Here is a 20,672-nt window from a genome sequence, read left to right as displayed (position 1 = left end):
CGACCGGTTGAGAGCCGGGAGGCCCGGTGCCAGCTGGAACCGGGCCTCCCGTCCGTCACGCGGTGACGACCACCGCTACTGGTTGCTGAAGGCGGCGTCGAACGCAGCCTGCGGCTGCGGCCAGAGCAGGGAGCGGACGAACGCGGCCGCCTCGGCGGCGCCGTGCAGGCGGTCCATGCCAGCGTCCTCCCACTCCACGGAGATCGGGCCGGCGTAGCCGATGTGCCGGAGCGCGCGGAACGCGTCCTCCCAGGGGATGTCCCCGTGCCCGGTCGAGACGAAGTCCCATCCGCGGCGTGGATCGCCCCACGGCAGGTGGGATCCGAGGATGCCCTGCCGGCCCGACGCGGAACGGATGCGGGTGTCCTTGCAGTCGACGTGGTGGATGCGGTCCGCGAAGTCGGTGATGAAGCCGACGGTGTCGATGCCCTGCCATGCCATGTGCGACGGGTCCCAGTTGAACCCGAAGGCCGAGCGGTGGTCGATCGCCTCGAGGGCACGCACGCTCGTCCAGTGGTCGTACGCGATCTCGGACGGGTGGACCTCGTGGGCGAACCGGACACCCTCGGCCTCGAACACGTCGAGGATCGGGCTCCACCGGTCCGCGAAGTCCTGGTAGCCGGCGTCGATGACGTCCTGCCCGACGGGCGGGAACATCGCGACGTACTGCCAGATGCTCGATCCGGTGAACCCGACGACGGTGTCGACACCCATCTTCCGGGCCACGCGGGCCGCACGCTGCATGTCGGCGGCGGCGCGCTGCCGGACGCCCTCGCCGTCACCGTCGCCCCACACGGTGTCGCGCAGGATCGCGCGGTGGCGGAAGTCGATCGGGTCGTCGCAGACGGCTTGCCCTGCGAGGTGGTTCGAGATCGCCCACACCCCGAGGCCGTGGCGGTCGAGGACCTCGAGCCGGCTCCGCAGGTAGGCGTCGTCCTCGTCCGCGCGGGCGAGGTCGAGGTGGTCGCCGGACGCTGCGATCTCGAGACCGTCGTAGCCCCACTCCGCGGCCAGGCGGGCGACCTCCTCGAAGGGCAGGTCGGCCCACTGCCCGGTGAACAGGGTGACGGGGTTGGTGGTGGTGCTCATCGTTCCTCCGTGCTGGTGCTCGTCCACCGTCCGGTCGCGGCTCCGCGCAGGACGGCGTCGACGACCTCGAGGGAGCGGACACCGTCCTCGACGGTGGGGAGTCCCTCGGGTGTCTCGCCACGGACCGCGGCGTAGGTGTCGGCGCAGAACGCCGCGAAGGCGTCCGTCCAGCCCTGCGGGTGCCCGGCCGGTGTCCGGTTGAGCCGCGCCTGGCCGGCGGAGACGGATCCTTCGGCACGGTGCACCGTCGTGGAGCCGTGCTCGCCGCCGAACCACACGGACTCGGGGTGCTCCTGGTCGAACACGGCAGACCCCTGCGAGCCGTCGACCTCGATCCACAGGCGGTTCTTCCGGCCGGCGGCGACCTGCGAGACGACGGTGTTGGCCAGGGTGCCGTCGGCGGTGGCGAAGGTCACGACGGCGGTGTCCTCGGTGCGGACCGGGACGGTGCCGGTGCCGGTTTCGGCGCTGGTGCCGGTTCCGGTTCCGGGTCCGGGTCCGGGTCCGCCGAACGATGCGCCGGCGGAGGTGGGGTCGGGGCGCTCGGCGTAGGCGATCGACGTCCGGGCGGTCAACTCCGTGAACCTCGTTCCGGTGATGAACTCGGCCAGGTCGGTCCAGTGCGTCCCGATGTCCGCGAACGCCCGCGACGGACCGCCCCGCTCCGGGTCGACCCGCCACGTCGAGGCGTCCGGCGACACCATCCAGTCCTGCAGGTACGAGCCGTGCACGGTCAGCACCCGGCCGAGCGTGCCCGCGGCGACCCGGGCACGGAGCTCCCGGACCATCGGGTGGTACCGGTACACGTACGGGACCGTGCTCACCGTGCCGGCGGCGCGCACGGCATCGGCGAGCCGTCGGCCCTCCGAGAGCGTCATCGCGACCGGCTTCTCGACGACGGTGTGCAGCCCGGCCGCCGTGGCGGCCAGGGCGTAGTCGACGTGGGTGTCGTTCGGCGTGCAGACGTGCACGACGTCCGGCCGGTCCGCGACCAGTTCGTCGACGGACGCGTACCCGGTCGGCACGCCCCACCGTTCGGCGGCCTGCCGGGATCGCGACGCCGACGAGCCGAGCACCCCGCCGACGACCGCGCCGGCGTCACGGGCCGCCCGGACGTGCGCGTCCGCGATCATGCCCGTCCCGATCACGGCGACGCGGAGTGCGGTCACCGGCGTCCCTCGAGGAACGCACGGAGCCCGGCGACGACGAGGTCGTGGTCCTCCGTCGAGGACAGGCCGGAGGCCGTCGCGGCCGCGACCACACCGGCACCGCGGACCCGGATCGGGAACGACCCTCCGGTCACGGCGTACTCGGCGCCGAGCCACCCGATCGCAGCGGGATCGACCCCGGCGGCGGACAGCCGGGCGTCGACGAGGGCACTCGACTGCTCCATCCGGAGCACGACCGCGGCCTTGCGATCGATCCAGACGTGCTGGTCCGGGGTGATGCCCGGGGTCGCCGCGCGGAACAGCCCGAGGCCGGGACGCCGGATGTCGATGCCGACGGCGTGGCCGGCGTCGTGGGCGATGCCGCGGATCAGGGAGCCCAGCTCCCAGGCGTCGTCGTGGGTGAAGGCGTCGAGCACGAGGTCGCGCTCCTGCTGTTCGAGGGTGGTGATGAGGTCGGACATCGTCGTCTCCTGCTCAGCCCGCGGCGATCTGCGCGCGGGCGGTGTCGACGGTCTCGAGGATCGAGATCGTCTCGTCGAGGGTGTGCAGCGGGGACTCCGTCCGCCCCTCGCCGACGAAGCGTGCCAGGGCGGTGGCTTCCCAGGCCAGGGCGGCGAAGCCCCGCAGTGGTGTCGGGTCCTGCCAGTGCAGGACGGGCGAACCGTGCGCTGCTGCCGAGATCGTGAAGGTCGTCGGGTTGTAGAACGGTCCGGCGAAGTCGATCGTGCCCTCGGTGCCGGCGATCGACGCGGTGGTGGGCGTGCGGGCGGCGATGGTCGTGTGCAGGACGGCCTGGGCGGCGCCGTGTTCGAGGACGAGCGAGCCGGAGGCGTCGACGCCGGACTCGGTCATCCGGCCTCGTGCCGTGACGCGGTCCGGGGTGCCGAGCACCATCGACGCGAACTGCACGGCGTAGATGCCGAGGTCGAGCAGCGCTCCCCCGCCGAGCTCCGGACGGAACAGCCGGTGGTCCGGGCCGAACGGGATCGCCTGGCCGTGGTCGGCGAGCACGCTGCGCACCGCACCGAGCGCACCGTCCGCCAGCAGGGTCCGGAGCACCGAGGCCTGCGGCAGGTAGCGGCTCCACATGCCCTCCATCGCGAGCACCCCGGCGGCGCGTGCGGCATCGGCGACGGTACGGGCCTCGGCAGCCGTGACGGTGAAGGGCTTCTCGATGAGCACGTGCTTGCCGGCGGCGATCGCTGCCAGGGCCACCGCGGCGTGCTCACTCTGCGGTGTCGCGATGTAGACCACGTCGACGTCGGGCCGGGCGACGAGGGCGTCGACACCCTCCACGGCTGCCTCGATCCCGTGCTCGGCGGCGAACGCGGATGCGCGGGGCAGTGACCGGGACGCGACGGCGACGATGCGCTGGGCGGTCGAAGCGCGCACCGCGGTGGCGAACTCGCCGGCGATCCAGCCGGGGCCGACGATCCCCCAGCCGAGGGACGGCTCACCGGACGCCGTCGTGAAGAGCTCGGGTTCGGGCAGGGCGGTGGGGATCATCGTGCTCCAGTGCTCTCGGTTCCGTGGTTCGTCGTCGGGCGGTGGCATTTGCGCTTGGCACGAGATAACATCGCCGGCGTCGTCAGGTTAGCACGAGCCAAACGCGCGTCACCGATGACCGGGTTTCCGACCGGACGACGTGCACACGACCCGAGGAGGAGTCGATGTCGACAAGGCTGCCGGCGCACCCGTTCACCACCGCCACCCCGACCAACCACGTCAGCAACTGGTACCTGACCGCCCTCGGACTGGCACAGTTCGGCATCTACGTGGCGATCTTGTCGCCGGTCTACGTCAGCATGCAACTGAAGGCCCAGGCGCTGAACCCCGACGACCCCGCCTCGGTGATCGCCGTCGCGCTGCCGCTCGGATCGCTCGGCGCGATCTTCGGCAACCCGCTGTTCGGCGCCCTGAGTGATCGAACCCGGACGCGGTGGGGGCGCCGCCGCCCGTGGCTACTCGGCGGCATCCTGGTGCTGCTCGGCGGACTCGCCATGGTGGCGTACTCGCCGAACGTCGGCATGCTCACCGTGGCGTGGATCATCTGCCAGCTCGGGTCGAACGCCGCCTACTCGGCCATGATGGCCAGCTGGGCGGACAACGTGCCCGAGCTGCAACGCGGCCGCGCCTCGAGCGTGATCGGGCTGGCGCAGAACCTGGCCGTGCTCGCCGGCACGTACGCCGCCGTCCTGCTGGTCGAGAACCTGCCGCTGCTGTTCATCTTGCCCGGCATCCTCGGCGTGCTCTGCGTGCTGGTGTACGCGTTCGTCACCCCCGACCGCATCCCCGAGGTCCGACCGAAGCCGTTCTCGTGGCTCACGATCGTGCAGACCTTCTGGACGAACCCGATCACGCACCGCGACTACGGACTGGCGTGGTGGTCGCGGTTCCTGATCATCCTCGCCACGTTCCTGTTCACGACGTTCCGGCTGTTCTACATGCAGGACCACCTCGGCATGACCGCGCAACGCGCCACCTCGGCAGTGGCGTTCGGTGTCCTCCTCTACACGATCGCACTCATGATCGGCACGGCGTTCTCGGGCTGGCTGTCCGACCGGCTGCGGCGCCGCAAGGTGTTCGTCGGCGGCTCGACCCTGCTCTTCGGCGTGGGCCTCGTCGTGCTCGTCTACGCGCAGGACGTCACCGTGTTCTACGTCGCCGAGGTGATCATGGGCTTCGCCTACGGCATCTACGTGGCCGTCGACAACGCCCTGGTGGTCGACGTCCTGCCCGACAAGGACAAGCCCGGCAAGGACCTCGGCGTCATGAACATCGCGAACTCCCTGCCGCAGTCGTTCGCGCCGGCACTCGGTGCCTTGCTGCTCGGGGTCGGCGCTGGTGACAACTACCCGGTGCTGCTCTGGGGCGCCGGCATCGTGGCACTCGTCGGCGCACTCGTCGTGATCCCGATCCGCAGCGTGCGCTGAGCGGCAGCCACCCCGACCCGGAACGACATGGTCGACGTCGCACGACGTCCACCACGTCGTTCCGGGTCAACGCTCGACGCTCAGCGCTCGGCAGGACCCGTCGACGCGCGCACCACGAACCCGGTCGGTGTCGCGACACGACGTCGCTCCCCACCGTTCCCCGAGGTCCGGTCGAGGACGGCAGCCAGCGCCGCGTCGACCGTCGCGTCGACGTCCTGGTGCACCGACGTCAAGCGGTGGTAGCTGAGCGACGCGAGGTAGCTGTCGTCGAAGCCGACCACCGACACCCGTCCCGGCACGTCGACACCGTGCTGCGCGAAGACGGCGAGCAGGCCGGTGGCGCACTGGTCACCGCAGCAGACCACGGCGGTGGGCAGGGTGTCGCGGGCGACGAGCGTGCGGGCGGCCGCGGCGCCATCCTCTTCGCTGAAGCCGCTGGGGACGACGTCGGTCTCGGCTGCGAGTCCGGCGCCCTGCATCGCGGCACGGTACGCGGTCGCACGATCGAGGCCGACCAGCCCGTCCTCGCCACCGACGTAGGCGATGCGGCGGTGACCGAGACCGATCAGGTGCTCGACCGCGGCGCGGAGCCCACCGGTCTCGTCCACGTGCACGTTGTCGGCGTAGGGGGCGTCCGTCCACTCGCCGAGGAGCACGACCGGCACGAGGCGACTCGCCTCCTCGAGCGCGGTCGCGTCGGGGTCGGGGTTGAACACGACGAGGGCCTCGACGCGTTCGCCGAGCAGGTCGGCCACCACCTGGTCCGTCGAGCGCTCGGCACCGGCGGGGCCGAGGGCGACGCCGAAGCCCTGCTCGGCGGCACGGGCGAAGAGCCGTTCGACGAACCGGACCTGGAACGGGTTGCGCATGCTGAAGACCGCACCGATGAGCCGCGTGCGGCCCTCGCGGAGCAGCCGGGCCGAGGTGTGCGGGCGGTAGCCTAGCTCGGCCGCCGCCGCGAGGATCCGGTCGCGGGACTCCGCGCTGGGTCCGGGCGCGCCGCGGAGCACGAGCGAGACGAGCTGCCGGGACATCCCGACGTGCTCGGCGACGTCGCGCATCGTCGGCAGGCGGCCGCCGGTGGGGCGCCGCTCCGGCAGGTCGTCGGTCCCCGTCGTCACCCGGCCAGTCTGGCACGTGCGAAGGACGCGTAGGCTGCGATGGCACGAGCCAATCCCTGCGAGAGGACGACGATGACCCTGACGCTGCCCACCCCGGTGCTGCCCGACCCCGACGCCGTTCCGGCCCTGCGGTGGGGCGTGATCGGCACTGGCATCGCCGGCAAGTTCGTCACCGCGATCCACCGGCACACGCCGCAGCGGGTGATCGCCGTGACCGCCCGTGATGCTGCGAAGACCGCACGGTTCGCGAAGGAGCACGGTATCGACCGGACCGTGCCGAGTGTCGAGGCGCTCGTGACCGACCCCGAGGTCAACGTCGTCTACGTCGCCACCCCGCACCCGCTGCACCGCGAGCAGGCCCTCGCTGCGATCGCCGCCGGCAAGCACGTCCTGATCGAGAAGCCGATCGCGATGTCCGCTGCCGAGGCGCAGGAGATCACCGGTGCGGGACGGGCCGCCGGCGTGGTCGTCATGGAGGCGATGTGGACGCGGTACCTGCCGCAGTCGGACATCATGCGGCGACTGCTCACCGACGGCACGATCGGCACCGTCCGGCTCGTGACCGCCGACTTCGGGTTCGTGATGCCGTACGACCCGGGGCACCGCCTGTGGGCGCCGGAGCTCGGCGGCGGCGCGCTGCTGGACGCCGGCGTCTACCCGATCTCGTTCGCCGCCTCGGTGCTCGGCTCCCCGGACCGCGTGCTGGTCGAAGGGGCGAGCGGTCCGGGCGGCGTCGACGTGCGCGCCGACCTGCTGCTCTCGTACGCGGGCGGAGCCCGGTCGATGTTGTCGACGTCGCTCGAGACCGCGCTGCCCGTGCGAGCCTCGGTCGTCGGCACCGAGGGACGCATCGACGTCGGCAGCCCGTTCTTCGGGCCCTCGTCGATCACCGCGGTTCGTGGGAACTTCGCGGCGTCGGAGTCCGCGACCTGGACGGACCAGCGACTCGAGGTGCTGCATGACGGGCTCGCCTACCAGGCCACCGCACTCGCGTCCTTCGCAGCCGAGGGGCGGATCGAGTCGCCGGTGCACACGCACGACGATGTCGTCGGCGTGATGCGGGTCATCGACACGGCCCGGGCAGCGATCGCTGCGGCCCTGTGACGGTCAGGTGAGCCCGACGTTCCGCAGCCACCGGTCGACGTCGTCTCCGGCAGCGCGCTCGCGGACGTCTTCGCCGCGCACTGCGAGCCCCTCGCCGAGCGTCGCCCCGGTGTCGAGGTCGCGGTAGAAGGACTCGGTGGAGCCCAGACCGCTCACCGCGTACGTGACGACCGGCAGCAGCCGCTTGCCGGACAGGTCGACGGCCTCGACGAAGGTCGCCATGATCATCGGCGGCTGGACGTTCCAGATCGGGCTCCCGAGCAGCACCGTGTCGTAGGCGCGCAGATCGGGCAGTTCGCTCGCGATCTCCGGACGGGCGTCGTCGTCCTGCTCCGTGCTGTTGCGCGCCACGGTGGCGTCGTAGCGGTCGGAGTAGGGGTCGGCGGCCTCGATGCGGACGACGTCGCAGTCGATCCGGTCACCGATCAGACCGGCGAGGACCTCGGTGTTGCCCGTGTCGATGGTGCGCCGACCGCCGTTCCAGTAGTTCTCGCCGGGTCGGGAGAAGTACGCCAGCAGGACGCGGTCGTCGCGCGCGGTCGGGGACACGGTGCTCCTCGGGGTGGTGGACGGAGTGGGCGCGGTGGTGCACGCGGCCAACAGCCCACCCACGGCGACACTGAGCGTGCTCGCTGTGGCGGTCCGCAGCACCTGACGGCGGGTGGGCTGCCGGCCGGGCACGCAGATCAGGCTTCGGCGCGGCCGGTGAGCCAGCGGACCATGTCGGGGTCGACGTGGGAGAAGAACTGCGACTCACCGGCCTCGAGCTCGGCGATCGTCGCCATCTGCTCGTCGGTGAGCTCGAAGTCGACGACGTCGAGGTTCTGCTGCATGCGCTCGGGCTTGACGGACTTCGACACGACCACGACGCCGCGCTGCACGAGCCACCGGAGCACGACCTGCGCGACCGATTTGCCGTGCGCCGCACCGATCTCGGACAGGACCGGGTTGGTGAACAGATCGTTCTTGCCCTCGGCGAACGGCGCCCATGCCTCGAGCTGCACGCCCTCCGTCTGCATCAGCTCCTGGTAGTCGGCCTGCTGGTGGAACGGGTTCGTCTCCATCTGGTTCACCGCGGGCACGACGTCGGCGAACGCGATGAGGTCCACGAGTCGGTCGGCGGCGAAGTTGGACACGCCGATCGCGCGGAGCCGGCCGTCTCGGTGCGCCGTTTCGAGAGCACGCCACTCGCCGTAGTAGTCACCGAACGGCTGGTGGATCAGGTACAGGTCGAGGTAGTCCAGGCCGAGCTTCTGCAACGACGTGGTGATCGCGTCACGGGCGCCGTCCTCGCCGCGGCGCTGGATCCACAGCTTCGAGGTGATGAACAGCTCCTCGCGGGGCACACCGCTGGCGGCGATGCCCCGGCCGACGGCTTCCTCGTTGCCGTACGAGGCGGCGGTGTCGATCAGTCGGTAGCCGGACGTGATCGCATCGGTGACGGCCCGCTCGGTCTCGTCGGCGGGGATCTGGTAGACGCCGAAGCCGAGCTGCGGCATCGTCGTACCGGTGTTGAGGGTCACTGTGGGAGTCGTCTTCGCCATGACTCCCATGAGACTCCCGCGACGGCGTCCGTGGGAGGGCGGGCTCTTCCGTGTACCAGCAGTCACTCCTTCGCGACAGCGCGTCGTCGTACGGTGAGGGGCATGGACAACCAGGCCGAGGTCAGTGACTTCCTCCGCACCCGGCGTGCTCGCATCACGCCCGAGCAGGCCGGCCTCATCAGCGGCGGTCGGCGACGCGTCCCCGGGCTCCGTCGCGAGGAGGTCGCGATGCTCGCGGGGACGAGCATCGACTACTACGCAAAGATCGAGCGCGGGAACCTCTCCGGGGTGTCGACCGAGATCCTCGAGGCGATCGCCAGTGCGCTGCAACTGGACGACGCCGAGACCGAGCACCTGCACGACCTCGCCCGCGGCGCGGCTCCGGCCCCGATCCGTCGGCGGACCACCACGCCGGAGCCAGTCGTGCGTCCGAGTCTGCAACGCTTCCTCGACACGGTCACCGGGACACCGACGTGGGTGCGGAACCGGCAGATGGACATCGTCGCGACGAACCCGCTCGGCCGGGCGCTCCTGGCACCGGTCCTCGACGCCCCGGGTGCGCAGGGCAACAACGCACGCTTCACGTTCCTCGACCCCGCGGCCCGGACCTTCTACCCGGACTGGGTGGCGGGCGCGAACAGCATCGTCGCGACGCTCCGACAGACTGCCGGACAACACCCGCACGACAAGGACCTCACCGGACTCATCGGGGAGCTCGTGACCCGGTCCGACGAGTTCCGGGCCCGCTGGGCTGCCCACGACGTGCGGTTCCACCGCACCGGTGCGAAGCGGATCCACCACCCCGACGTCGGCGACCTCGAGTTCACGTACGAGGCGTTCGACCTGCCCGACAGTCCCGGGTGGACCATGTACGCCTGCACGGCGACAGCCGGGTCGCCCACCGGAGAACGCCTCACCCTGCTCGGCAGCCTGTCGGCGACCTCGGCAACGAGCTGACGTGGGTACCGTCACTCCCGTGCCCGGTCCTCGCCTCATCCACCACCTCGGGGTCTTCGCCAGCGACTTCGCCGCGAGCGAGGCGTTCTACACGGCGGCACTCGCGCCACTGGGGGTCGAGGCGGGCTACCGCACCGAGTCCGTCGCCGAGTACTGGACCACCGGCCAGGACACCCCGAGCGTCTCGCTCGAGACCGCACCCACGACGGCGGCGGTGACCCGTGGTCTGCACCTGGCGTTCGAGGCGGCGAGCCGCACCGAGGTCGATGCGTTCCACTGGGCGGCCGTCGCGTCCGGCGGGCTCTCGCGCCACGAGCCTCGGTACTGGCCCGAGTACCGCGCCTACACGGCGTTCGTGAGCGACCCCGACGGCAACAACGTCGAGGCGCTCGTCAAGGAGCACTGAGCGCGGCGACGCCGCCCGTCGGTTCCCTCAGCATGCCTGCAGGCGACCGTTCGCCGACGCGGCGGCGTCGGTCATGCGTCGCAGGAACGCCAGGACGACCCGCGTCTCCTCAGGATCGGTGTCCCGCACCGTGGCGGCGATCTCGGCACCGGAGAACGCGAGGAACCGCCCGCTCTCGGCGCGCGCGGACTCGGTCGGCCGCAGGGTGACCCGCCGTCGGTCGGCGCTCTCGCGGTGCCGGGTGACGTGCCCGGCCCCTTCGAGGCGGTCGAGCAGTACCGACGTGGCGCCCGACGTCATGCCGATCCGCCGGGCCAACTGCGCCGGGGAGAGTGGCTCGCCGGCCTGGTCCGCCCACACGATCTGCCCGAGGGCGTTCGCGTCGGAACCGGGCAGACCGATCCACGACGACAGGTGGCGCTGGAGTTCGTCGAAGGTGACGGCCCAGTCGCGCAGCGCGTGCATGACGGCCACCTCGTCGTCGGACCACACCGTGGTGAGGGGGTCGATGTCGGGCATCCAGGTTCCTTTACTGTGCAGTTGCTTTACTGTAAAGCATGACCTCACAGCACGCAGTGATCTCCGGAGCCAGCATCGCAGGCCTGTCCGCCGCCTGGTGGTTGCGCCACGTCGGGTGGCAGGTGACGGTGATCGAACGTGCGCCGTCCTTCCGCGACGGCGGGCAGAACGTCGACGTCCGCGGGGTCGCTCGCGAGGTGCTCGAGCGCATGGGCCTGGTCGACGCCGTCCGCGCACGCAACACGACCGAGACCGGGACGGTGATCGTCGATCGTGACGGCAAGGTCCGGTCCGAGCTGCCCTCCGACGGCCCGGACGGTGCCACCGCAGAACTCGAGGTCCTGCGCGGCGACTTCGCCCGGGTGATCCTCGACGACCTGCCCGACGGCGTCAGCATCGTCTACGGCGAGACGATCCAGGACGTCGACGACCAGGCCGGCGGACGCCGGGCGACCGTGACCACCGACGCCGGACGGGTGCTCGACGCCGACCTCGTGGTCATCGCCGAGGGCGTCCGCTCCCGGACCCGCGACCGGCTCTTCGCCGCGGAGGGCGAGGTCGACGAGCGGGACCTCGGGGTGACCATGGTCTTCGGGACGATCCCGCGCACGCCGTCCGACGACGACCGCTGGCGCTGGTACAACGCTGTCGGCGGGCGTCAGGTCCACCTGCGCCCGGACCCGTACGGCACGACGCGGGCGATCCTGGCCTACGCCGGCGGCGACGACCTGGTCGGCCGCTCGCGGTCGGAGGCCCTGGCGACACTGCGGACCCGCTACGCCGACGCCGGCTGGCAGACCGAGCGCGTGCTCGACGGGTTCGACGGCTCGGACGACGTCTACCTGGACGAGCTGACCCAGATCCGGATGCCGCGCTGGCACCGCGGCCGCGTGTGCGTGATCGGCGATGCGGCCTGGTGCGTGACACCGATGGGTGGCGGTGGCGCTTCGCTCGCCCTGACGAGCGGGTACGTGCTGGCGGCATCGGTCACGGCGGACGAGGACCTCGACCGCGCGCTCGACGCCTTCGACACGTGGATGCGCCCCCTGGTCGACAAGATCCAGGGCATCCCGAAGGGCATCGTGCACTTCGCGTACCCGCAGACCCGGCTCGGGCTCGCCGCCCGGGGTGTGGCGGACAAGGTGCTGCTGTCGGCGCTCTTCCGACCACTGGCAGCACGGCTGACCCGGGTCGCCGACAGCGATCGCCCCCTGCCGCCACTGCCCGAGACCCTGCAGCAGGGTTCGCGGTAGCGCTGCCGGGGCGGGCCGTGCGTCCTGATCCGTCCGCACGGCCCGCCCCGTCGGCGCAGCCCCGGTTCAGGCCACCGTCCACTCGACGACCCGCGGGTCGTCCAGCGTCACCTCGTGCACCGGCCCCGTCACGTCGACCGTGGCGCGCTCCGTCGCGGAGCCGGGGACGGGGTGTCGGACCGGCCCGTCGCCGGACGCGACGATCCCGCCTGCCGGCACCGGGCCTCCCGGTCGTGACGCCGCCGCGTGGGACGCGACCCAGACCTGCACGGCACCGGGTTCGACGACCCGGCGCATGCGACGGTCGGTGAACGCGAACCGCTGGACGGGGACGCGGAAGCGGACCCGGGTGGACTCCCCCGCGGCGAGCGCGACGCGCGCGTAGCCGAGCAGCTGGACCTCGGGTCGGGTGACGCTGCCGTGCACGTCGTGGCCGTAGAGCTGGACGACGTCCTCGCCCGCGTGTGCGCCCGTGTTGCGGACGGTCACGGATGCCTCGAACACGGCGTCGGAGCGGACGGACGCGTCGACGACCAGGTCGTCGTACGTGAACGTCGTGTAGCCGAGGCCGAAGCCGAACGGGCGGACCGGCGTCGAGTCGGCGGCGGTGACGTCCGAGGGCCCCCCGAGCCGCGGGTGCAGGTACGTGTACGGCTGGGCGCCGGCGGCACGGGGCAGCGAGACGGGCAGGCGACCGGACGGCGATGCGGCGCCGGTGAGCAGGTCGGCGATGGCGGTGCCGCCCTCCTCGCCGGGGAAGAAGGCCTGCACGACGGCGGCCGGACGTCCCGCGCCGGCCGGGCCGGCGGCGACGACGCCGTCGCCGCCGCCGTCGAGCGCCCACCCGATGGCGTACGGCCGCCCTGTGAGCAGCACCACCACGGTCGGCGTGCCGGTGGCGACGACCGCCTCGACGAGCGAGCGTTGCACACCCGGCAGGTCGAGCGACTCGGTGTCGTTCCCCTCGCCGACGGTGCCGCGGCCGAACAGGCCGGCCTGGTCGCCGACGACGACGACCGCGACGTCGGAGGCAGCGGCCACGGCGACGGCGTCTGCGAAACCGGCACGGTCGGAGCCGGTGACGGCGCACCCCGCGGCGAAGCGCACGGCGTCGTCGCCGAGGGCGTCGACCATCGCCTCGCGCACGGTCGGGATGGCGAAGCCGAGCGGCAGGTCGGGGTGCGACGCGAGCACGTGGTTGGCGAACGAGTAGCAGCCCTGCAGGGCCTCGGCGCGGTCGGCGTTCGGGCCGATGACGGCGACGGACGCCCCGGCGCGCAGCGGCAGCACGGGCGCGGCGGCCGGCACGCCAACGCCAACGCCCGCACCAGCACCAGCGCCAGCGCCAGCGCCAGCGCCAGCGCCAGCGCCAGCGACCACATCGTCGTTCGACAGCAGCACCAGCGACCGCGCCGCCAACTGCTTCGCCAACGAGCGGTGCAGCGGGGTGTCCAGGTCGATCCCGGTCGGCGGTTCGTCCTCGAACGCCTGCGGGTCGAGCAGCCCCAGTCGCTCCTTCTGCCGCAGCACCCGCAGGACGGCGCGGTCGACGAGGGCCTCGTCGAGCAGACCGGCCCGCACCCGCTCGACGAGCGGCGCGAGGTACGCGTCCCCGGTGGGCAGCTCGACGTCGATGCCCGCCTCGAGCGCGAGCGCCGCGGCTTCGCCACGATCCGCGGCGATGCCGTGCATGACCTCGAGGAACGCGACCGAGAAGTAGTCCGCGACGACGGTGCCGTCGAAGTCGAGCTCGTCACGCAGCAGTCCGGTCAGCAGTTCACCGTTCGCCGCGACGGGCACGCCGTCGATCTCGGCGTACGAGTTCATGACGCTCCGGGCGCCACCGTCGCGCAGGGCCATCACGAACGGCGGCAGGTACACGTCGGCGACCTCGCGCGGTCCGGCGTGCACGGGTGCGTGGTTCCGCCCCGCCTGCGAGGCCGAGTACCCGAGGAAGTGCTTGAGCGTCGCGTCGACGCCGGCCGCCTGCAGGCCGCGCACGTAGGCGGTCCCCACGGTGCCGACCAGGTACGGGTCCTCGCCTATGCACTCGTCGACCCGCCCCCATCGCGGGTCGCGGATCACGTCGAGGACCGGTGCCAGGCCCTGGTGCACGCCGAGCTGCCGCATCGACGCACCGATGGCGGCGCCGACCTGCTCGACCAGCTCCGGGTCGAAGGCCGCACCCCACGCCAGCGGGGTGGGGAACGTCGCGGCCTTCCACGCTGCGAGCCCGGTCAGGCACTCCTCGTGCACGAGCGCAGGGATCCCGAGCCGGGTCTCGCGCTTGAGTCGCCGCTGTTCCGCCCACAGCCACGCCGCGCGGTCGTCGGGTTCGACCGGTCGGGTGCCGTAGACGCGGGTGAACTGGCCGATGCCGTCGCGGGTGATGTCCGCCAGGGTGCGGCCGTCGGCGGCCGCCGCCATCTCACCCTGCATGGGCGCGACGACGCCGGTCTGGTCGAGCCAGTAGCCGACGAGCTGCGCCGCCTTCTCGTCGAGCGTCATGGCGGCGAGCAGGGCGGTGGCGCGGTCGGGTCCGGTCGCGTCGGGTGCGTCGTGGTCGTCCTGGAGGCGCGGCTGGCGTCCGGTGTCCCGGGTCGCGTCCGTCGTCGTCACCCCTTCACCGCCCCGGTCAGGCCGCCGACGATGCGGCGCTGGAAGATAGTGAAGAACACCAGTGCCGGGATCATCGACATCGACGTGAACGCCAGGACCTTGGCCGTGTCGACCGAGTACTGCGACGAGAACGCCTGCACGCCGAGCGGCAGTGTGTAGCTGCCCTCGTTGTTCAGGATGAACAGCGGCAGGATGTAGCTGTTCCAGCTCGCGATGAACGCCAGGATGCCGACCGTGACGACGCCCGGCAGCGACAGCGGCACGACCATGCGGAAGAAGAACCCGAGGCGGCTGGCGCCGTCGATCGACGCTGCCTCTTCGAGCTCGTCCGGGATCGCCCGCAGGAACGGCACCAGGATGATGACCGTGGTCGGCAGGGCGAAGGCGATCTGCGGCAGGATCACGCCCGCCAGGCTGTTCGTCAGCCCGAGGTCCTTCACGAGCAGGTACAGCGGCGTGATGGCGACGGTGATCGGGAACATCAGACCGGCGGCGAACAGCGCGTACAGCGCACCGTGGCCGGCGAACCGGTAGCGGGCGAGCACGAAGCTCACCATCAGGCCGAGCATGACGACGCCCGCGGTGGTGGTCACGGCGCTGATCGTCGAGTTCGCGAGCTGCTGCCAGAAGATGCCGCTGGACAGCACGGATCCGTAGTTGCCGAGTTCGAACGGCGCTGGCAGCCCGGCCGGGCTCGTGGTGATCTGCGAGTTCGTCCGGAAGCCGCCCAGCACGATGTACAGCACCGGGGCGAGGTTCGCGGCGACGAACAGGATCGCCACCAGGTAGGTGAGCGGGTTCGCGCGACCGATGGCCGCGCTGGACCGCCGCTCCCGCGTGGCCCGCCGCCCGGGGGCGACGATGCTCGTGGTGGCCATCAGTTCTTCCTCTCGGTGAGTGCACCCGCGGTGTCGCGGCGGAGCACGAAGCGCTGGTAGATCAGGGCGACGGCGAGCGAGATCACGAACATGACCACGGCGACGGCGCTGCCGAAACCGAAGTTGCCGGACGTGCGACCGTTGGCGACCATGTACGTCGCCATCGTCGAGGTGCCGGCGGTCGACGAGATGTACTGCCCCCAGATGATGTAGACGAGGTCGAACAGCTGCAGTGAGCCGATGATCGACAGGAACGCCCAGATCCGGATGGTGGGGCCGAGCAGCGGCAGGGTGATCCGCCGCTGGATCTGCCAGTAACCGGCGCCGTCGATGGCCGCCGCCTCGAACAGCTCCTCGGGGATGCTCTGCAGGCCGGCCAGGAACAGGATCACCGCGAAGCCGATGTACTTCCACGAGATGATCACGAGCAGGGTCCAGATCGCGATGTCCGGGTTGGACAGCCAGTCGGCCCGCAGCCCGCCGAGGCCCATGCCCTGGAGCAGGTCGTTCACCGCGCCGTTCGACTGGAGCATCAGGCTCCAGCCGGTGCCGACGATCACCTCGGAGATGACGTACGGCACGAACACGAGCACGCGGACGAGCCCGCGGCCGTGCATCTTCTGGTTGAGCAGCAGCGCGAGCACGATGGCGATCGGCCCCTGCAGCACGAGCGACAGCACGACGATGAAGCCGTTGTGCATCAGGACCGCGTGGAACGCCTTGTCCTGGAAGATGATCAGGTAGTTCTGCAGCCCCACGAAGTCGGTGGGCGGCCCGTAGCCCTGCCACTTGAAGAACCCGTAGTAGGCGGCCAGCACCACGGGCAGGATCACGAAGGTGACGAAGACGATGACCGCGGGGCCGGCGAGCACCGCGATCTCGACGCGCTTCCGCCAGTCCGCGATGCGGCGCGTGGACCGCCGTCCGGCGGGGAGCGGCGTACCGCTCCCCGCCGGGGACGTCCCCGCGGCCGTGTCCGACCCGGTGGCCGGGGTCGTGCCGAGCGAGGTGTCGAGGGTCATCGTCAGCCCTTGGCCGCAGCCTGGTTGGTGGTGTCCACGATGTCCTTCGCGCTGCCCTTGCCGGCGAGCAGGTCGACGACGCTGGTGTTCAGCGCGTTGCCGACGTTCTGGCCGTACAGGGTGTCCAGGTACTGCGAGACGAACGGCGCGTCCTGGTAGGCGGCGAGCGCCGACTTCAGGTAGTCCGCGTCGACGACCGACTGGGCCTCCTGGTTGACCGGGATGGCCTGGAACGCCGTGTAGTAGGCCTCCTGGTTGTCCTTCTGCACGATGAAGTTGAGGAAGTCCGTGCAGGCCTTCTTCGGGGCCTTCGCCGAGCAGGAGTTGCCGTCGACGCCGCCCATCATCGACTTCGGGTCACCCTTGCCACCGTCGATGGTCGGGAACGGGAACCAGCCGAGGTCGGCCAGCGGCTTGCCGTCCGGGGTGAGCGAGCTGATCACGCCCGGGTCCCACGCCCCCATGAGCTCCATGGCGGCCTTGTGGTTGGCCAGCAGACCGGCGGAGCTGCCGGCACCCTGCTGGGCAGCGGTCGTCAGGAAGCCGTTGTTGAACGGCTTCGTCGCGGTGAAGTCCTCGAGCTGCTCGCCGGCCTTCGTCCAGCAGGCGTTGTCGAACTTGAGCGACTTCGCCGCGCCCTCGAGCGTCTTCTGGCTGCACTCGCGCAGCGCGAAGTTGTAGTACCAGTGGGCGGCGGGCCAGGCGTCCTTCGCACCGACGGCGACGGGGTCGATGTCGGCGGCCTTGAGCTTCGCGATGTCGTCGTTCAGCTCGTCCATCGTCGTCGGGGTGCCGTCGATGCGGGCCTTCTGGAACAGGTCCTTGGAGTACCAGATGCCCTCGGGAAGCACGGCACCGGGCATGGCGTAGGTGGCGCCGTCCTTCTCGTAGCCCGCGAACGTCCCGGCGCTGATCGACTTCTTCGCGTCGGCGCTGATGGAGCCGGAGATGTCCATGAGCTGCCCGGCGGCGATCATCGCGTCCATCTTGCCGCCGCCGCGCTGCAGGAAGACGTCCGGCCCGTCGCCCGAGTTGAGCGCGGTCTGCAGCTTGCCGTCCAGGTCCTCGTTCTGGATCGCCTGGGTCTTGATGGTGACGTTCGGGTACTTCGCCTCGAACGCCTTGACCGTCGAGGCCCAGTAGGCCTTGCCGGGTCCGGTGGTGGAGTTGTGCCAGAAGGTCATCGTGACCTTCCCGTTGCCGTCGTCGGCCGCGTTGCCGCCTGCCGAGCAGCCCGTGGCCACCAGTGCTGTCGCCCCGATCAGCGCGATGGCTGCCGCGGCACGGATCTTCCTCGTCATCGTGGAACTCCTCGTGTCGTCGTTGACATGCAGCGACATCCACTGCCGCTGCGGAGAGCGTGCCAGGTGCTCCTGCCGCTTGTCAATCGATATCGATAACGTTTTCTACGCCGTTTCGACACGCCATCAGCGGTACGGTGAGCACATGGACTCGGCACTCGGCGCGCGTCCCGGTGCCGGCCGGGTGACGATCGGCGACGTCGCACGGGTCGCGGGGGTCTCGATCCCCACCGTGTCGAAGGTCATCAACCAGCGCGACGGCGTCGCCGCGGCCACGATGATCCGCGTGCAGCAGGTCGTCGCGGACCTCGGCTACGAGACGTCCTTGGTCGCCCGCAGCCTGCGGAGCTCCCGCACCGGGGTCGTCGGGATCCTGGTGCCCGAGTTCGAGCCGTTCTCGACCGAGCTCCTGCGCGGCATCTCGAGCGCGACGACCGGTACCGGCTACGAGCTGCTCGCCTACGCCGGCCTGATGACCGGCGCCGACCGCCCGGGCTGGGAACGCCGGTCGCTGTCACGCCTGTCCGGCACCCTCATCGACGGCGCCATCGTCGTCACGCCGACCACGGCCCTGTCGAGCTCGTCGATCCCGGTCGTCGCGATCGACCCGCACACCGGACCCGAGGGGCACGCGACGGTGGATGCCGACAACGAGGGCGGGGCCGTCCAGGCCGTCGAGCACCTGCTCGCGCTCGGGCACACGCGGATCGCGCACCTGCGGGGCCGCGTCGACCTGGCGTCCGCCCAGCTGCGCGAAGCCGGGTACCGCTCCGCGCTGACCGCCGCCGGACTCACGATCGACGAGCGGCTCGTCCGTGACGGCGACTACCAAGAGGAGCAGTCCGCGGCTGTCGCGCGGGACCTGCTCACGATGGACGACCGGCCGACCGCGGTGTTCGCCGCGAACGACTCGTCGGCCGTCGGTGTGCTGCGAGCCGCGGCGGAGCTCGGCCTGCGGGTGCCGGAGGACCTGTCCGTCGTCGGGTTCGACGACGTCCCCCAGGCGTCGATCACCACCCCGCCGCTCACCACCGTGTCGCAGCCGCTGGCCGAACTCGGGTCCCGTGCGGTCGAGATGCTGCTGACGATGCTCCGTGGTGAAGCCGCGTCGGACCACGTCCGTCTGTCGACCACGCTGCGGGTGCGTTCCAGCACCGGCCCCGCGCCGCGGGCCTGACCCCCGGCTAGCGGCGCAGGGTCTGCTTCGGGTACTCGCCGAACCTGGCTGCGTACGACGCCGAGAACCGGCCGAGGTGCGCGAACCCCCAGCGTCGGGCGACGTCGCCGATCGCTCCGACCTGCGGGTCGAGTGCGAGGAGTTCGCTGCGCACGCGGTCCAGACGGACGTCCCGCAGGTAGGTGAGCGGCGACACGTCGAACACCCGACGGAACGACTCCTGCACCGACCGCACGCTCAGGCCGGCCACCGCGGCGAGGTCGGCGATGGTCACGGTCTCGGACGCGTGCGCGTGGACGTACTCGACGGCGGCGCGCAGCCGGGCGTTCCGCGGCAGGGCCAGTTCGGCCGGCAGGTCGTCGAGCTGCGGCGGGAAGGTCTCGAGGAACGCGGCGATCGCGAGCGACTTCGCCGCGACCCAGGTGTCGGAGTCCGGACCGCCGACACGGAGCGCGCGGGACAGCGCGGCGAGGGCACCCTGCCACCGGCCGTACATCGCGTTGTCCGGTTCGCGCGTGTGGTCGAAGCGCAGCGGGCGGTCGCCCAGGTCGAGCTGTTCGCCGGCGACCCGGTGCACGAGCTCCCGGTCGAGGTGCACCAGACGCTGGTCGTGGTCCTCGGCCGCGAAGACGAACGCGGTGTCGCAGGGCAGCAGCGTCGGCACGTTCCGGTGCAGGTCCACCCGCTGCCCGCCGACGTCGAGGTGGGCGCTGCCGCTCGTCATCCACGCGACGATGTAGTCGGTGCTGATCGGCATCGCACCGCGCAGGACGCCGCGCATCTGGGACCGACGGATGCTGATCTCGGTGTCGCCGACCGCGGTGTAGCGGTAGAGGAACTCGCTGCCGGTCTGCTGGGCGGCCCACTGCTCGGCGCCGTGCACCGCGGCCAGGTCACGCGCCGCCGACTCCGGATCGGTGCCGGACACCTCGAAGCGCACCGACTCGCTCGCGCGTCCGCCGGCACGTGGGGCATCGTACGTGTCAGTCACGGTGCATCGCCCCCGTGCCGGACACCCGAACCTGACCGTGCGACTCGTTATGTGGATACGCTGACCCGGTGAGCACGGCGTACGGTGGCGCGGACCCGATCGGTCCGAAGGGGGCGCGCTCGTGAGCGATCTCGACCTCGTGGCGGCGCTCACCCGTCTCGAAGCAGCAGTGTCCGCGCTGCGGGCGCGGCTGCGCGACCAGCTCGACGTCTCGGGCAGCGACCTGACCGTGCTGCAGTTCGTGTCCCGCGCCGAAGCGGCCGACCGGACCGTCCGCGTGAAGGACCTCGCGAAGCACCTCGGCCTGACCGGACCGGCTGTGACCGGCATGGTGGACCGACTCGAGCAGAGCGGACACCTCAGCCGTGTGCCGAACCCGGCCGACGGACGGAGTCGCCACATCGAGCTGACCGAGACCGCCAGACGCGACTACTCGATCGCCATGGACGGCACGAACAAGCACCTGCACGAGCTCTTGGCCTCCTTCTCGGAACGGGACAGGGTCCGGTTCGTCCGGATCGTCGACCGCATCATCGCGGCCGTCGACCTCGGCGCCCCGAGCCCCTGACGGCAGGGTACGGGCGGTCAG

Annotated in this window: 20 protein-coding genes; 7 read left to right on the top strand and 13 right to left on the bottom strand. The window is 71.3% G+C overall.

The features are described from left to right. Nucleotides 1–75 precede the first annotated feature (75 nt). Genes EDF48_RS03395 through EDF48_RS03380 form a run of 4 tightly spaced genes read right to left on the bottom strand, consistent with a single transcriptional unit; the run spans nucleotide 76 to nucleotide 3,764 of the window. A complete protein-coding gene (locus EDF48_RS03395; protein ID WP_131878160.1) occupies nucleotides 76–1,089 on the bottom strand; it encodes a sugar phosphate isomerase/epimerase in 1,014 nt (337 codons plus the stop codon). Continuing rightward, nucleotides 1,086–2,258 carry a Gfo/Idh/MocA family oxidoreductase gene (locus EDF48_RS03390; RefSeq protein ID WP_131878158.1) on the bottom strand — a complete coding sequence of 391 codons (1,173 nt, stop codon included), beginning with the start codon at nucleotides 2,256–2,258 and terminating at the stop codon, nucleotides 1,086–1,088. Before EDF48_RS03390 ends, EDF48_RS03395 begins: the two co-directional genes overlap by 4 nt. Continuing rightward, nucleotides 2,255–2,719 (bottom strand): heme-degrading domain-containing protein, encoded by a 465-nt coding sequence (locus EDF48_RS03385; protein ID WP_131878156.1) that lies wholly within the window; start codon nucleotides 2,717–2,719, stop codon nucleotides 2,255–2,257. The genes EDF48_RS03390 and EDF48_RS03385 overlap by 4 nt, the downstream gene beginning before the upstream one ends. Before the next feature lie 13 nt (nucleotides 2,720–2,732). Then, nucleotides 2,733–3,764 (bottom strand): Gfo/Idh/MocA family oxidoreductase, encoded by a 1,032-nt coding sequence (locus tag EDF48_RS03380; protein WP_123340781.1) that lies wholly within the window; start codon nucleotides 3,762–3,764, stop codon nucleotides 2,733–2,735. 164 nt (nucleotides 3,765–3,928) lie between these two features. On the opposite strand from EDF48_RS03380, the gene EDF48_RS03375 reads away from it, so the two are divergent. Then, on the top strand, nucleotides 3,929–5,191 hold the full coding sequence (locus EDF48_RS03375) for an MFS transporter (RefSeq protein ID WP_123939097.1): 1,263 nt from the start codon (nucleotides 3,929–3,931) through the stop codon (nucleotides 5,189–5,191). 80 nt (nucleotides 5,192–5,271) lie between these two features. Here EDF48_RS03375 and EDF48_RS03370 read toward each other — a convergent pair whose 3' ends face one another. Continuing rightward, complete coding sequence (locus EDF48_RS03370) at nucleotides 5,272–6,312, bottom strand: LacI family DNA-binding transcriptional regulator (protein WP_207913215.1); 1,041 nt, start codon at nucleotides 6,310–6,312, stop codon at nucleotides 5,272–5,274. Between the two features lie 72 nt (nucleotides 6,313–6,384). Between EDF48_RS03370 and EDF48_RS03365 the strand changes: the two genes are divergently transcribed. Further along, a complete protein-coding gene (locus tag EDF48_RS03365; RefSeq protein WP_131878154.1) occupies nucleotides 6,385–7,416 on the top strand; it encodes a Gfo/Idh/MocA family oxidoreductase in 1,032 nt (343 codons plus the stop codon). A gap of 3 nt (nucleotides 7,417–7,419) precedes the next feature. Here the strand turns inward: EDF48_RS03365 and EDF48_RS03360 are convergent, their stop codons facing one another. Both EDF48_RS03360 and EDF48_RS03355 read right to left on the bottom strand, forming a co-directional pair. Then, nucleotides 7,420–7,965, bottom strand: coding sequence for a flavodoxin (locus tag EDF48_RS03360; protein WP_243648959.1), 546 nt, complete (start codon nucleotides 7,963–7,965; stop codon nucleotides 7,420–7,422). 137 nt (nucleotides 7,966–8,102) lie between these two features. Then, nucleotides 8,103–8,960 (bottom strand): aldo/keto reductase, encoded by an 858-nt coding sequence (locus tag EDF48_RS03355; protein WP_131878152.1) that lies wholly within the window; start codon nucleotides 8,958–8,960, stop codon nucleotides 8,103–8,105. A gap of 102 nt (nucleotides 8,961–9,062) precedes the next feature. On the opposite strand from EDF48_RS03355, the gene EDF48_RS03350 reads away from it, so the two are divergent. Both EDF48_RS03350 and EDF48_RS03345 read left to right on the top strand, forming a co-directional pair. Continuing rightward, complete coding sequence (locus tag EDF48_RS03350) at nucleotides 9,063–9,917, top strand: helix-turn-helix transcriptional regulator (protein WP_131878150.1); 855 nt, start codon at nucleotides 9,063–9,065, stop codon at nucleotides 9,915–9,917. 19 nt (nucleotides 9,918–9,936) lie between these two features. Continuing rightward, nucleotides 9,937–10,323, top strand: a complete 387-nt coding sequence (locus tag EDF48_RS03345; protein ID WP_131878148.1) for a VOC family protein — start codon at nucleotides 9,937–9,939, stop codon at nucleotides 10,321–10,323. A gap of 27 nt (nucleotides 10,324–10,350) precedes the next feature. On the opposite strand, the gene EDF48_RS03340 is transcribed toward EDF48_RS03345, so the two are convergent. Continuing rightward, the gene (locus tag EDF48_RS03340; RefSeq protein ID WP_131878146.1) at nucleotides 10,351–10,842 is read right to left on the bottom strand and encodes a MarR family transcriptional regulator; all 492 of its coding nucleotides are present in this window, start codon (nucleotides 10,840–10,842) and stop codon (nucleotides 10,351–10,353) included. Between the two features lie 38 nt (nucleotides 10,843–10,880). On the opposite strand from EDF48_RS03340, the gene EDF48_RS03335 reads away from it, so the two are divergent. After that, nucleotides 10,881–12,095: an FAD-dependent monooxygenase gene (locus tag EDF48_RS03335; RefSeq protein WP_123340593.1), complete on the top strand. Its 1,215-nt coding sequence runs from the start codon at nucleotides 10,881–10,883 to the stop codon at nucleotides 12,093–12,095. 66 nt (nucleotides 12,096–12,161) lie between these two features. Here EDF48_RS03335 and EDF48_RS03330 read toward each other — a convergent pair whose 3' ends face one another. The 4 genes from EDF48_RS03330 to EDF48_RS03315 all read right to left on the bottom strand — a co-directional run bounded on the left by EDF48_RS03330 (nucleotide 12,162) and on the right by EDF48_RS03315 (nucleotide 17,915). After that, complete coding sequence (locus EDF48_RS03330) at nucleotides 12,162–14,603, bottom strand: glycoside hydrolase family 3 N-terminal domain-containing protein (RefSeq protein WP_131878673.1); 2,442 nt, start codon at nucleotides 14,601–14,603, stop codon at nucleotides 12,162–12,164. Nucleotides 14,604–14,710: 107 nt separating this feature from the next. Continuing rightward, nucleotides 14,711–15,592, bottom strand: a complete 882-nt coding sequence (locus EDF48_RS03325) for a carbohydrate ABC transporter permease (protein ID WP_131878144.1) — start codon at nucleotides 15,590–15,592, stop codon at nucleotides 14,711–14,713. Further along, nucleotides 15,592–16,614 carry a sugar ABC transporter permease gene (locus tag EDF48_RS03320; protein WP_111084878.1) on the bottom strand — a complete coding sequence of 341 codons (1,023 nt, stop codon included), beginning with the start codon at nucleotides 16,612–16,614 and terminating at the stop codon, nucleotides 15,592–15,594. The genes EDF48_RS03325 and EDF48_RS03320 overlap by 1 nt, the downstream gene beginning before the upstream one ends. A 2-nt stretch (nucleotides 16,615–16,616) precedes the next feature. Next, entirely contained in the window at nucleotides 16,617–17,915 is a 1,299-nt protein-coding gene (locus EDF48_RS03315; protein ID WP_131878142.1) for an extracellular solute-binding protein, read from the bottom strand. A 145-nt stretch (nucleotides 17,916–18,060) separates the two neighbouring features. Between EDF48_RS03315 and EDF48_RS03310 the strand changes: the two genes are divergently transcribed. Then, nucleotides 18,061–19,092 carry a LacI family DNA-binding transcriptional regulator gene (locus EDF48_RS03310; RefSeq protein ID WP_131878140.1) on the top strand — a complete coding sequence of 344 codons (1,032 nt, stop codon included), beginning with the start codon at nucleotides 18,061–18,063 and terminating at the stop codon, nucleotides 19,090–19,092. 7 nt (nucleotides 19,093–19,099) lie between these two features. Here the strand turns inward: EDF48_RS03310 and EDF48_RS03305 are convergent, their stop codons facing one another. Then, nucleotides 19,100–20,083, bottom strand: coding sequence for an AraC family transcriptional regulator (locus tag EDF48_RS03305; protein ID WP_131878138.1), 984 nt, complete (start codon nucleotides 20,081–20,083; stop codon nucleotides 19,100–19,102). A gap of 121 nt (nucleotides 20,084–20,204) precedes the next feature. On the opposite strand from EDF48_RS03305, the gene EDF48_RS03300 reads away from it, so the two are divergent. Then, nucleotides 20,205–20,651, top strand: coding sequence for a MarR family transcriptional regulator (locus EDF48_RS03300; RefSeq protein WP_123294672.1), 447 nt, complete (start codon nucleotides 20,205–20,207; stop codon nucleotides 20,649–20,651). Nucleotides 20,652–20,672: the final 21 nt, after the last annotated feature.

It is taken from the genome of Curtobacterium sp. PhB191 (assembly GCF_004346515.1).
Taxonomy (GTDB): Bacteria; Actinomycetota; Actinomycetes; order Actinomycetales; family Microbacteriaceae; genus Curtobacterium.
The sequence above is the reverse complement of the archived record's forward strand: the minus strand, read 5'-3'. Positions and strand labels throughout refer to the sequence as shown.

Excerpts from the sequence above, each read along its gene's own strand:
- EDF48_RS03310 (WP_131878140.1), top strand. The coding sequence starts at position 18,061 with ATGGACTCGGCACTCGGCGCGCGTCCCGGTGCCGGCCGGGTGACGATC.
- EDF48_RS03340 (WP_131878146.1), bottom strand. The coding sequence starts at position 10,842 with ATGCCCGACATCGACCCCCTCACCACGGTGTGGTCCGACGACGAGGTG.
- EDF48_RS03330 (WP_131878673.1), bottom strand. The coding sequence starts at position 14,603 with ATGACGCTCGACGAGAAGGCGGCGCAGCTCGTCGGCTACTGGCTCGAC.
- EDF48_RS03385 (WP_131878156.1), bottom strand. The coding sequence starts at position 2,719 with ATGTCCGACCTCATCACCACCCTCGAACAGCAGGAGCGCGACCTCGTG.
- EDF48_RS03395 (WP_131878160.1), bottom strand. The coding sequence starts at position 1,089 with ATGAGCACCACCACCAACCCCGTCACCCTGTTCACCGGGCAGTGGGCC.
- EDF48_RS03355 (WP_131878152.1), bottom strand. The coding sequence starts at position 8,960 with ATGGCGAAGACGACTCCCACAGTGACCCTCAACACCGGTACGACGATG.
- EDF48_RS03380 (WP_123340781.1), bottom strand. The coding sequence starts at position 3,764 with ATGATCCCCACCGCCCTGCCCGAACCCGAGCTCTTCACGACGGCGTCC.
- EDF48_RS03320 (WP_111084878.1), bottom strand. The coding sequence starts at position 16,614 with ATGACCCTCGACACCTCGCTCGGCACGACCCCGGCCACCGGGTCGGAC.
- EDF48_RS03375 (WP_123939097.1), top strand. The coding sequence starts at position 3,929 with ATGTCGACAAGGCTGCCGGCGCACCCGTTCACCACCGCCACCCCGACC.
- EDF48_RS03335 (WP_123340593.1), top strand. The coding sequence starts at position 10,881 with ATGACCTCACAGCACGCAGTGATCTCCGGAGCCAGCATCGCAGGCCTG.
- EDF48_RS03365 (WP_131878154.1), top strand. The coding sequence starts at position 6,385 with ATGACCCTGACGCTGCCCACCCCGGTGCTGCCCGACCCCGACGCCGTT.
- EDF48_RS03325 (WP_131878144.1), bottom strand. The coding sequence starts at position 15,592 with ATGGCCACCACGAGCATCGTCGCCCCCGGGCGGCGGGCCACGCGGGAG.
- EDF48_RS03350 (WP_131878150.1), top strand. The coding sequence starts at position 9,063 with ATGGACAACCAGGCCGAGGTCAGTGACTTCCTCCGCACCCGGCGTGCT.
- EDF48_RS03315 (WP_131878142.1), bottom strand. The coding sequence starts at position 17,915 with ATGACGAGGAAGATCCGTGCCGCGGCAGCCATCGCGCTGATCGGGGCG.